Origin of the sequence: Nocardia sp. NPDC050630 (assembly GCF_044457245.1) — a bacterium.
GTDB lineage: Bacteria > Actinomycetota > Actinomycetes > Mycobacteriales > Mycobacteriaceae > Nocardia.
Genome location: NZ_JBITGN010000001.1, coordinates 1648097 through 1659371, shown reverse-complemented (window position 1 = coordinate 1659371; position 11275 = coordinate 1648097). Strand labels below are relative to the sequence as shown.

Sequence of the window (11275 nt, the reverse complement as noted above, 5' to 3'; positions counted from 1 at the left end):
CACCGGCAGCGGTCAAGTCTTGTTCGGTTACACCTTCGTCGGCACGGGCGACTTGTCGATGTAGCGGCTCATCGCCCAATTCAGCCCGCGCATCGCGATGTTGTAGGACGGCGGAAAGTAGCGCTGTGCCAGATAGCCGATCCGGATATCGGGTGAGGTGAAGACCATGTACTTGTTGCGCTCGACCCCGCGCACGATCGATCGAGCAGCCTGCTCCGGCGTGACCGCATGCCGCATGAACACCGAAACCGCCTGCTGTACCGCCGCGCCCTGCCGATCGACGCCCGCGATATCGACGCTGTCCACCATCGGCGTCGCCATCGCGCCGGGGCAGACCAGGCTGACACCGATCCGGTGCTGCCGCAGATCGAAGCGCAGCACCTCCGATACGCCACGCAAGCCGAACTTGCCCGCGCTGTATGGCGCATGCCAGGGCAGCCCGAACAGGCCCGCGGCCGAGGCGACATTCACCAGATGTCCGCCGCGCCCGGCCTCGATCATTCGCGGCACGAACTCCTCGATCACATGGATCGGCCCCATCAGATCAATATCGATGGTGCGTCGCCACTGCTTGTGCGTGAGCCGATCGACGGTCCCCCAGGTGGCGATGCCCGCCACGTTCATCACGATATCGACGCTGTTCACCTCGGCGTGCACCTTCGCGGCCAAGGCCACTACGGCGTCGTAATCGCTGACATCGGCGGGCGCGGCCAGGTGCACCGCACCCCCCTGTGCACGCACCTCATCGGCGGTGCGCTGCAGTCCGCCATCATCGATATCGGTCAGGATGACCGATGCGCCCTTGGCGACAACCGCTAGCGCCGTACTGCGCCCCAATCCACTGGCCGCTCCGGTGATCAAGCAGCTCTTGCCGTGGAACTTCGTCATGACCCCCACGATAGGCAATTACGAACACTGTTGTCTATAGAACCGATACCGTCTCGGACGCAATATTCGGCGGCCGATCCACAAGGACCGAGATGCGATTCATGCACGGCTCGCTGAACGATAGCTGGCGACCATGAATCGCGCTCATGTCGACCGGCCGGAACGTCGCCGCCGTTCACATAGACCGGCACCGCGGCGATATACAAGCGATGAGGCCGATGGGTATCAGGGCCGATGGTCAGGAGTATGGCCACGCAAAGACCCTTGTCCGTTGGCACTGTGGTGGCATACTCGATTGGAGCGGCCAACGGCTCGCTCGCCCCGGTCCGATCGAGGTCGAGACACCAGCATCAGCATGGCGCGGTTGCCGGGCGAACACTCGCGGACTCCAATGATCTTGGTACCCCAGGAATGTTCGAGCACTCATCCCATGTTTCGAATATTGTTGCGTGTACAGGATTATCGGGAGGACCACATGGGAAACCTGTTCGGACCCGCCGGCCTAACGGGGTGCAGACGTGGCTGAGGGACGGGAAACGGCGGCACGGAATTCCACACTCGCGGTGTACCGCGATGCCTCGATCACCACCACACCGGCCGTCCGCCCGGTGATCTCGATCGCCCTGCTGCTGATGAGTGTCGTGCTGGTCTACGAGGCCGGTCGCGCCGCCCCCGGGCAAGATCACGGCTGGTTCGTCGCCGTGTCGATCGCCGGACTCTTCGTGGTGCGCGGACTGCATCTGCGTCGGCCGATAACGCTGCCGCATTTCACCGTGGCGGTCTTCGTGCTGGCGGCGGCCAATGCTGCCTATCGCGCCTCGCATCCGGGCTTCGGCTTCGTCTTCCTGGCCGCGACCGGATTCATCCTGATGCTTCCGCAGTCGAGTCGGCCCCAGCCCGAGCATTTGTATCGCATCGCCGAACTCGTCGGCCGAACCCAACGCGATCCCCTCGCCGCATTCGCCATGCACTCCTCGAAGTCCTACTACTTCAATGCGAACTCCACCGCGGCGATCGGCTATCGAGCCCGCTTCGGGATCGCGGTGGTCGCCGGTGATCCGATCGGCGATCACGCCGAGTTCCCGGCGCTGCTCACCGACTTCTCCGAATTCGCGGCGAATCACGGCTGGCGGGTCGCGGTGCTCGGCGCCAGTCCGGAACTGACCGAGATGTGGCGACATCGGGCGATCGAACATCAGGGTCTGCGCGCCATTCCGGTCGGTCGCGACGTGGTCATCAATGTCGGGACCTTCGCCATGGTTGGGCGCTCCTTCCGCAATCTGCGCCAAGCCGTGAGCCGCACCCGGAACTTCGGGGTGACCACCGAGGTCATCAGCGAGACCGATCTGACCGAACCATTACGGGCCGAGCTGCTGGATATCGTCGACGAGTGGCGTACGGGTCGGCAGAATCGCGGCTTCTCGATGATCCTCGACCACCTGTTGGACGGCCGGAATCCCGGCATGCTGCTGGTACTGGCCCGCGATCAGGATGGGCGGGTGGCGGGTTTCCAGCGCTACGGCGTCTCCGGGCGCGGCCGCGAGCTCAGCCTGGATGTGCCGTGGCGGCGCAAGGATGCCCCGAACGGCCTGGACGAACGGATGATCATCGATCTCGTCGACCACGCCCGCACACAGGGGATCGAACGGATCGCCCTGGCATTCGCCCCCTTCCCGGAACTGTTCGCCGAGAAGGAGCGCTCACGGACCGGCAGTCTGATCTATGTGCTCGCGCACCTGGGTGATCCGCTGATCCGGCTGGAATCGCTGTACCGCTTCCTGCGTAAGTTCCAATCGATGTCGGATCAGCGGTTCGTGCTGATCCGGTGGCGCGAGGTGCTGTTGGCCGCCGCGGCACTGCTCACCTTGGAATTCGTGCCGCATCGCAAGGAGTACTAGTCGCGAACGGTAATGCCGATCGCCTTGGCGAATTCGGGTGCCAGATCGAGCAGTTGCAGCGGGGTGATGGTCGCCCCGCGCAGGGCGTCGAGGCCCTCGGCGATATCGAGGTGCGCCGCGCCGCGAAGATCGACCCGCTGCAGTCGGGCGCGGTTGAGCAGCAGCCCCTCCACGGTGGTGCCGGGGAAGGTGACCTTGGTCAGCTCGGCATCACCGAAATCGGTGTGGCGCAGCACGCAATCGACGAATTGCACCTCGCGCAGTTCGGCCTTGCGGAAGTTCACCGAGTCGAATTTGCAGCCCTCGAAGCGCACTCGACGCAAGGTGGCACCGCCCGCATCGACGCCGGACAGTGCACCGGCGCGTAATTCGACGTCCTGCCAGGAGGTATCGGACAGGTCGGTGCCGACCCAGCGCACATTGCGCTGCCAGACATCGGTGAACCGGGAGAAGCGCAAGCTGCCGCGATTGACCGCCAGCGAGGTGAAGACGGTCTCGGAGAAACGGGAGTTGCTTGCCTCGATGTCATCGATGTCGGCACCGGTGAGGTGCACGCAGTCGTAGTCGCCCTCGGGTTCGAGATCGCTCTCCAGCGGCGTGAGATAGCGCGCGTAGGGTAGATCCTCGAGTTCGTTGGGCACATTGACCTCCGGATTCGGCGACGGTTGTCCTTGTCTACCAGTCGGATCCGACAGATCAGGGGTCGATACGGTCCAGGAGCCAGCGTGGGCCGACCGATTCGGCGCCGAGTGCCTCGACTCGTTCGCGGAGTCCGCGATCGGCCGTTACGACGGTGATCCCGTCCTGCTCACTGGCCGCGGCCACGACGGCGACAATCGCGTCGTCGCCTGAACCATCCGCCAGCACCACACGCACGCCGTCGAAATCATCCGATGCCGCGGCCTTCGCAGCGCCCTCCAGTACGACGACCACGTCGGCGGGTGGTGTGTGGTGCAGTGTGCTCAACCGCATGAGCAATCGCCGGGCCGCGCCCGCACGATCGCGCCACCACCCATCGGGGCGCGAGCCGACGACATTCGCGGCATCTACGACGATCAGCATCGCTACCTTTCTACTCATCGATGGTGCGGCGGGCGCGGGTGTGCAGGTAGCGCTGTTGTGGGATGCTCATCGTCTGTTGCGCGGCAAGCAGATATGCCTCACGGGCGCCGGTCCGGTCCCCCATTGATTCCAACAGATGGGCACGGACGGCGGCTAGGCGGTGGTCGCCCGCCAGCTTGCCGCCATCGGCCAGATCGTCGACGAGTCCCAATCCAGCCATCGGTCCGCGAGCCATAGCGACGGCCACGGCATGGTTGAGCTCGATGATCGGATTGTCGCCCAGCGCGAGCAGCCGTTCGTAGAGCAGCACGATCTGCGGCCAATCGGTGGCCTGATAGGTCGGCGCCTCATCGTGCAGCGCCGCGATGGCCGCTTGCAGCTGATAAGGACCGGGCACTCCGCTGGGCAGCGCCGCGGTGATCAGTGCGATGCCTTCGCTAATGGCGTCGGTGTGCCAGAGTGCGCGGTTCTGCTCTTCCATCGGAACGAGTTCGCCGGTGGGTCCGGTGCGGGCGGGTCGGCGGGCATCGGTGAGCAGCATCAGTGCGAGCAGACCGGTGACTTCGGCATCGTCGGGCAGCAGACGGTGCACCAGGCGGGTCAGACGGATGGCCTCGGCGCAGAGTTCGACGCGGTGCAGGCTCGGTCCCGACGTGCTGGCATAGCCCTCGGTGTAGATCAGATACAGCACATGCAGCACGGCGGCCAGGCGCGCGTCGCGGTGGGCGCCGATAGGTGGGGCGAAACCGACACCGCTGTCCTTGACCATCTTCTTGGCGCGGCCGATGCGTTTGCTCATGGTCGCCTCGGATACCAGGAAGGCGCGGGCGATTTCGGCGGTGGTCAAGCCGCCGACCGCGCGCAAGGTCAACGCCACCTGCGCGGCGGGTGTGAGCGTCGGGTGGCAGCACAGGAACAGCAGGACGAGGGTGTCGTCGGCGTCTGTGGGCTCGCGGTCGGCGGGCGGGGTGAGCCAGTCTTCGGGCAGCGCCCAGCGGGCCACGGTGTCCTCGCGCCTGCGGCGGGCTTGTTCGTTGCGCAGCAGGTCGGTCAGGCGGCGGGAGGCGACGGTGATCAGCCAGGCGCGCGGGTTGTCCGGAGTGCCGGCTTCGGGCCACTGGATCGCGGCCGCGAGCAGTGCGTCCTGCACCGCGTCTTCGGCGGTGTCGAAATGGCCGTAGCGCCGTACCAGCGCGGCGAGGACCTGCGGCGCACAGGTGCGCAGCAGGTCCTCGACCTCGGTGTGCGACATCGGAAGGGGCTCAGCCGAATTCGGGTGCGGACTCGGTGATCGGCCGGACATCGGCATAGGCCGTCTCGGCGATATGCGGCGGGGCCGGGCACTTGCTCAGTTCGGCGGCGATTTCGGTGGCGCGGTCGAAGCTCTCGCATTCGACGATCCAGTATCCGGCGAGTACCTCCTGCGTTTCGGCGTAGGGACCGTCGGTCACGAACGGTGCACCGTTCTTGGTGGTGATGCGGCGGGTGTGCACGGGTTCGGCCAGACCGCGCGTTTCGACGAGTTCGCCGGATTGTTCCAGCTTTTTGTTGAGGTTGCCCATGAACTCGGCCATCGCCGCGAAATCCGCGGCGTTCCATGCGGGTTTGCCGGTGTCCTTGCCGACCATGCCGTCGTAGTCCTGCTGCGAGCCGTAGCTCAGGATCATGTATTTCACGACAACTCCTCCGCTTCGGCGACGCCCGGATGGCGCCACTCGTCAGATACGTCGCAGCCGCTGACCATTCTCGGACACGTTCGGCGAAAAAACTTCCGACCGCAGCAGTTGGGTCGCCAGCACGGCAACCGCAGCAATTCGACAGCGGTGGCGGGCAGCAATCGGACACTGAATCCGTCCAGCGACGACACGCCACCCGCACGAGTACGGCGATCGACGGGGTGCCCAGCGCCAACTGTGCCCGCGAATCATCCGATGGTGCGCTGCGGGACACGCTGTGCGCGGCCGATCCGCTTTGCGGGCCGATGCTAGCCGGCCAGACCCCTGCGGCGTCGGAATGCTGACAGCGTCCTACCCGGCGATACCGGTCGGCGACAGTAGTGCGCGGATCGTCGCGGACCTGGCATTCATGGTCGCTACGTTTCACGATCTTGAATCGGACCCGCAGAACTGCCTGACTGCAGGTTGTACATCGGCGGTGGCTGGCAACCGAACCGCCACCGGGTACGTCCGCGTGCTGCGTGGTCGGCACGACCCGTGACATGCTGGCAGGCATGGTGATTGATGGAGTTGTCGCGTCCGGGTTCGAGGCGGTGCGGGAGGTGTTCGCGGCGAATTTCGGCGAGCAGGGGGATGTCGGGGCGGCGGTCGCGGTGTATCGAGATGGGCAGCCCGTGGTGGATTTGTGGGGTGGACTGGCCGATCCGGAGACTGAGCGGCCGTGGGAGCAGGACACGCTGCAGCTGGTCTATTCGGCGACCAAGGGCGTTACCGCGACGGTCGCGCATCTGCTCGCCCAGCGTGGTGAACTCGATTTGGACGCGCCCGTCGCGCGGTACTGGCCGGAATTCGCGGCCGCTGGTAAAGGCGATATACCGGTGCGATGGTTGCTGACCCATCAGGCGGGGCTGGCGGCGCTGGATAAGCCGGTACCACTGGCGGATGCGCTGGCCTGGGGGCCGATGGTGGAGGCGCTCGCCGCGCAGACGCCGAACTGGCCGCCGGGCACCGCGCACGGATACCACGGGCGGACGTTCGCCTGGCTGGTCGGTGAGGTGATCCGGCGGGCGACGGGGCGCACCGTCGGGCGGATTCTGGCCGAGGATGTCGCCGGACCGTTCGGAGTCGAGTTCTTCATCGGTTTGCCCGAGTCCGAACAGCATCGCGTCAGCCGACTTGTCTTCGCACCCAAGGTCGATCTGGCGACGGTCCCGGACGAGTTCATCCCGGCGGAATTCCGGCCGATGGTCGTGGCGATGCGCGATCCGGAGGCGCTGGTCAACCGCGCATTCGAGGTCACGGATCCGGCCGATATCGATTTCAACGATCCCGCGGTGCATGCCGTCGAGATCCCGTCGAGCAATGGCCTCGGCACCGCGCGCGGCCTCGCCCGGCTCTACGCGGCCACCATCGGTGAGGTCGACGGCGCCCGCCTGCTCACCCCCGAAACCCGTGCCGCCGCGGCCCGCGAACAAACCGCGGGCATCGACCGCGTCATCATGCTGCCCAACCGGTACGCCACCGGGTACATGCTCCCCACCGAGGGTTTCCCGCTCAGCGGCCCCAACGCCTTCGGCCATGCGGGCCGAGGCGGCTCGCTCGCCTTCGCCGATCCGGACACCGGCATCGCCTTCGCCTACGTCACCAACTACATCATCGAAGGCGCGCCGGATCTACGTGCCCGCAACCTCGTCGACGCGGTGATCAGCGCTATCGCCTAGGTACTCGACGGTTCAGCGCAGGCTGCGGATCCAACGGCGGGTGTCGGCCGGGTCGATGACGTCGTCGAGTTCCAAGACGGTGGCGGCGGTCAGGGCCTTGCCATTGGCGTAGGCGAGCTGGACGAGGTTGTCGAAGGCTTCCTGGCGTGTATCCGGATCTGCGATGGCCGCGAGTTCCTTGGCGAAGCCGAGACGGACCGCCCCCTCCAGACCCATACCGCCGATTTCGCCGGTGGGCCAAGCGATGACGAAACGGGGGGCGCGGAAGGACCCAGCGGCCATCGCCTGTGCGCCGAGGCCATAACCCTTGCGGATGATGACCGTGCCGAGCGGAACGGCGAGCGCGGCCGAGTCGATGAACAGCTTGCTGAATTTGGTCACGGTCGCTTCCTTCTCCGCCTCGGGACCCACCATGAAACCCGGTGTGTCACAAAGCGATACGATCGGCAGACCGTGGGCATCGCACAGGTGCAGAAATGCGCTGAGCTTATCGGCGGCGGGGGCATCGATCGCACCGCCGAGATGGTGGCAGTCGTTGGCGATGAGGCCGAAGGGGCGGCCTTCGACGCGAATCAGCGCGGTGACCACGCCGACACCCCAGTCGCGGCGCAGTTCCAGGACCGAGTCGAGGTCGGCGACTGCCGCGATGACCTCGCGGATATCGAAAGCGCGCAGTCGATTCTCCGGCACCACGTGGCGGGCGAGGCGCGGATCCGGTGCCGTCCAATCCTGCAACGGCCCTTGGAAATACGAGAGATAGCGCCGTGCCACGGCGACCGCCTCGGCCTCGTCGGCGGCGACAATGTGCACGACACCGTTGCGACGTTGGACCTCGATGGGGCCGATGTCCTCGGGTGCGTAGACGCCGAGTCCGCCGCCCTCGATCATCGCCGGTCCGCCCATGCCGATATTGGCGTCCGGCGTCGCGATGACCACATCGCACATGCCGAGCAGCGCCGCATTGCCCGCGAAGCAGCGTCCGGAGGCGATGCCTACCAATGGAACCCGACCCGAGAGCGCGCCCATCGCGCGAAAGGTGGTCACATCGAGGCCGGAAATGCCCGAATAGTCGGTGTCCCCCGGTCGCCCGCCGCCGCCCTCGGTGAAGAACACCACGGGTAGGCGCTGTTCGTGCGCGAGTTCCAGCATGCGATCGGTTTTGGCATGGTTGCGCATGCCCTGGGTGCCGGCGAGCACGGTGTAGTCGTAGGACATGACCAGTGCGCGTGCGGCGTCCGTGCCGAACCGGTCGGCGTTGATGGTCGCGACACCGCTGATCAGACCGTCCGCGGGTGTATTGGCTATCAGATCCTCGGGGCTGCGGCGGAGTCGCTGTGCGGCGACGGCTAGAGCGCCGTATTCGAGGAAGCTGTCCTCGTCGACGAGGTCGGCGATGTTCTCCCGGGCTGTGCGGCGGCCCAGCTCATGTCTTTTCCCGACGGCCGCCGGGCGGCCCGCATCGAGTCCGATCCGATGACGTTCCCGCACCTCCGCGAGATCGGCACGCACCGCATCCAGATCGATCGCCGCGATATCGGCGGCCGGACCGTCATGGTCGGCCGGAACCCAGGTGAGCAGCAACGCATGCGGATCGACCGTCGCACCCGGTGCGACCAGATGGCGCGATATCCGCAGCGGCTGTTCTGCCCGCAGCACGTGCTGCATTTTCATCGCCTCGAGCACAACGACTTCAGCACCGCCCGGGACAATGCTGCCGGGCTCCGCCAGACTCACGACGGTCGCGCCCATCGGCGACCGCATGCCCTGCTCATCGCCTTGGAGCCCTACCTGGATATCGGTTGTGGCCGTCGGGATTCGATGCTCGGTGATCGCCTGCGCGCGATCGACGATCGCTGAATCTTCAGGGCGTTGAGACACGTAATCGTCTGCCCGACTGAGAAGTTCGCCGATGCTCTGCTCGAACCACGTAGTGGACACGCTAGCGCCATCGGCGAGATGACCCAACACCGCGCGCAGCAGCCTCGTGTTGGTATCGACGCCAGCGATCACGGTTTCGGCCAACGCATCCGAACACCGCCGTATCGCAGCCGAATACGTCGGCGCTTGCGCAATAATCTTCGCGAGCAACGAGTCGAACCGGGCGCCCTGTCGCATGCCGGTGAACGCCGCGGTATCCACCCGAACCCCCACGCCGGTCGGTGCGGCGAATTCCGCCAACACACCGGTACTCGGCAAAACCTCCCCGCCCCCCGTGACCATCTCGGCATTTACCCGCGCTTGCACCGCGAACCCCCGCGCATCACGACTCGCCGGACCGGGCACAAGTTCGTCGAGGGCAGCGCCGCGAGCGAGGTCGAGTTGGACTGCCACCAGGTCCACACCGGTCACCGCCTCGGTGACGGTGTGTTCGACCTGAAGGCGCGGGTTGACCTCGAGGAACCAGGCCTCGGTGCCGGTGACCAGGAATTCGACGGTGATGACGCCGCGGCAGCAGACCGATTCCGCTATGCGGATGGCAGCGTGATGGAGGCGTTCGCGAAGGGCGGCAGGGAGATTCGGGGCCGGGGCTATCTCGATGAGTTTCTGGTGACGACGTTGGATGCTGCAGTCGCGGTCACCGAGCGTGATGGCTCGGCGACCGTCGGCGATCACCTGGACCTCGATATGACGTGCATCGGCGGCCAGCGCTTCGGCGTACACGGTGTCATTGGTGTCATCGCCGAAACCGGTGCGGGCTTCGGCTCGGCAGCGGTCGAATGAATCGGCGAGTTCGTCGGCTGTGTGGACCGCACGCATACCTCGTCCGCCGCCACCGGCCGCCGCCTTGAGCATTACACCGGCGGGGTGGTCGGCGAAGAACGCCGAAATCTCCGCCAGGTCCGCGCCGACGGACGTTGCGGGCAGCACCGGGACTCCCGCCTGGTGCGCGGCATCGCGCGCCGACAGTTTATTGCCGAAAGTACGCAGTACCTCGGGCGAAGGCCCGACGAATACCAGACCGGCCCCAGCGCATGCTGCCGCGAAATCGGCGCTCTCGCTGAGGAATCCGTAGCCGGGATGCACCAGTGCATCGGCTCCGGCGCTCTTGGCCGCGGCGACTACGGCGGCGATGTCGAGGTAGGCGGCAGCGCCGATGCCCGGCAGTTGGATCGCGTCATCGGCCAAGCGCACCGGCAGGGTCGCCGCCTCTTCGCCGGTATACAGCGCGAGGGTGGAGTAATTCCGCTCGCGAGCCGTCCGGATCACCCGGACCGCCACCTCACCCCTGTTCGCCACCACGACATGCATGCCGACAGTTTGCTTTGACATTGACGTCAATGTCAACGAGCATGAATGCATGACCCAGGCAGGCTGGTCGGTGCGTGCGGCGCGGGAACGATCCCATACCGACCGTCATCGCGCGCTGCTCGATGCCGCCGCCCGCGTTTTCGCCGAGCGCGGCTACGACAAGACGACCGTCGCCGATATCACTGCCGCCGCAGGCGTTTCCCGCGCGACCATGTACGTCTACTTCGCTTCCAAAGACGAAATCTTCCTGGCCCTCGCCGCCCAGGTCCGCGACGACTTCCTCGCCGCCCAGGAACCCGATATCGATACCGACGATCCCCGAATGATGCTCGCCGCCACCATCGATGCCTTCGCCGCGGCAGTCGGAAATGCCGGACCCATGCTGCGGCTCATCGACGAACGCGGTGCCGTCGACGACCGAGTAGCCGTGCTCGCCCAGGAAATCGCCGAACGCCCCATCCGTCGCTTCACGCGCTACCTCGAACGCCTGCGCGCCGCGGGCCGCATCTCCCCCGCCGTCCCGCCGCGAATCATCGCCGAAACCATCGGCTACGCCCTGACCCGCGGCACCCTCACTCGCACCGATGCCACGCCACGTGCCCGGGCCACTTACCTGTCCCACATGCAGACAGTTGCCGAAACCCTCTTGTTCCCAACTTGATTCACCCCGGACTCAGAGGTGACGCTTGCCCTCGATCCAGCCGAATCCGCAGCGTCCGCACTCGTATCAACGCGACCCATGCCAGCGCCACTCACCCGGCTATTCCAGTTGGGTTGCCGC

At 66.0% G+C, this 11275-nt stretch carries 9 protein-coding genes; 3 read left to right on the top strand and 6 right to left on the bottom strand.

All coding sequences use genetic code 11. From position 1 onward, the window contains the following. Positions 1–27: 27 nt before the first annotated feature. Positions 28–888, bottom strand: a complete 861-nt coding sequence (locus tag ACIBG0_RS06985; RefSeq protein ID WP_397029977.1) for an SDR family oxidoreductase — start codon at positions 886–888, stop codon at positions 28–30. Between the two features lie 518 nt (positions 889–1406). On the opposite strand from ACIBG0_RS06985, the gene ACIBG0_RS06980 reads away from it, so the two are divergent. After that, positions 1407–2786, top strand: a complete 1380-nt coding sequence (locus ACIBG0_RS06980; protein WP_397029975.1) for a bifunctional lysylphosphatidylglycerol flippase/synthetase MprF — start codon at positions 1407–1409, stop codon at positions 2784–2786. On the opposite strand, the gene ACIBG0_RS06975 is transcribed toward ACIBG0_RS06980, so the two are convergent. The 4 genes from ACIBG0_RS06975 to ACIBG0_RS06960 are packed head-to-tail and all read right to left on the bottom strand — an operon-like array spanning position 2783 to position 5515. Beyond that, entirely contained in the window at positions 2783–3427 is a 645-nt protein-coding gene (locus tag ACIBG0_RS06975) for a pentapeptide repeat-containing protein (protein WP_397029974.1), read from the bottom strand. The genes ACIBG0_RS06980 and ACIBG0_RS06975 overlap by 4 nt on opposite strands. A 55-nt stretch (positions 3428–3482) precedes the next feature. Next, entirely contained in the window at positions 3483–3848 is a 366-nt protein-coding gene (locus ACIBG0_RS06970) for a hypothetical protein (RefSeq protein WP_397029973.1), read from the bottom strand. 10 nt (positions 3849–3858) lie between these two features. After that, positions 3859–5100: an RNA polymerase sigma factor gene (locus ACIBG0_RS06965; RefSeq protein ID WP_397029972.1), complete on the bottom strand. Its 1242-nt coding sequence runs from the start codon at positions 5098–5100 to the stop codon at positions 3859–3861. Positions 5101–5110: 10 nt separating this feature from the next. Then, a complete protein-coding gene (locus ACIBG0_RS06960) occupies positions 5111–5515 on the bottom strand; it encodes a YciI family protein (RefSeq protein WP_397030245.1) in 405 nt (134 codons plus the stop codon). Between the two features lie 563 nt (positions 5516–6078). Here ACIBG0_RS06960 and ACIBG0_RS06955 point away from each other — a divergent pair. Continuing rightward, on the top strand, positions 6079–7245 hold the full coding sequence (locus ACIBG0_RS06955; RefSeq protein WP_397029970.1) for a serine hydrolase domain-containing protein: 1167 nt from the start codon (positions 6079–6081) through the stop codon (positions 7243–7245). 12 nt (positions 7246–7257) lie between these two features. Here the strand turns inward: ACIBG0_RS06955 and ACIBG0_RS06950 are convergent, their stop codons facing one another. Further along, the gene (locus ACIBG0_RS06950) at positions 7258–10494 is read right to left on the bottom strand and encodes a carboxyl transferase domain-containing protein (protein ID WP_397030243.1); all 3237 of its coding nucleotides are present in this window, start codon (positions 10492–10494) and stop codon (positions 7258–7260) included. A 49-nt stretch (positions 10495–10543) separates the two neighbouring features. On the opposite strand from ACIBG0_RS06950, the gene ACIBG0_RS06945 reads away from it, so the two are divergent. Beyond that, complete coding sequence (locus ACIBG0_RS06945; protein ID WP_397029968.1) at positions 10544–11155, top strand: TetR/AcrR family transcriptional regulator; 612 nt, start codon at positions 10544–10546, stop codon at positions 11153–11155. Positions 11156–11275 lie beyond the last annotated feature (120 nt).

What these genes read in the sequence shown, in the direction of transcription:
- ACIBG0_RS06985 (WP_397029977.1), bottom strand. Translation starts at nt 888, where the DNA reads ATGACGAAGTTCCACGGCAAGAGCTGCTTGATCACCGGAGCGGCCAGT.
- ACIBG0_RS06970 (WP_397029973.1), bottom strand. Translation starts at nt 3,848, where the DNA reads ATGCTGATCGTCGTAGATGCCGCGAATGTCGTCGGCTCGCGCCCCGAT.
- ACIBG0_RS06965 (WP_397029972.1), bottom strand. Translation starts at nt 5,100, where the DNA reads ATGTCGCACACCGAGGTCGAGGACCTGCTGCGCACCTGTGCGCCGCAG.
- ACIBG0_RS06960 (WP_397030245.1), bottom strand. Translation starts at nt 5,515, where the DNA reads ATGATCCTGAGCTACGGCTCGCAGCAGGACTACGACGGCATGGTCGGC.
- ACIBG0_RS06955 (WP_397029970.1), top strand. Translation starts at nt 6,079, where the DNA reads ATGGTGATTGATGGAGTTGTCGCGTCCGGGTTCGAGGCGGTGCGGGAG.
- ACIBG0_RS06950 (WP_397030243.1), bottom strand. Translation starts at nt 10,494, where the DNA reads ATGCATGTCGTGGTGGCGAACAGGGGTGAGGTGGCGGTCCGGGTGATC.
- ACIBG0_RS06945 (WP_397029968.1), top strand. Translation starts at nt 10,544, where the DNA reads ATGACCCAGGCAGGCTGGTCGGTGCGTGCGGCGCGGGAACGATCCCAT.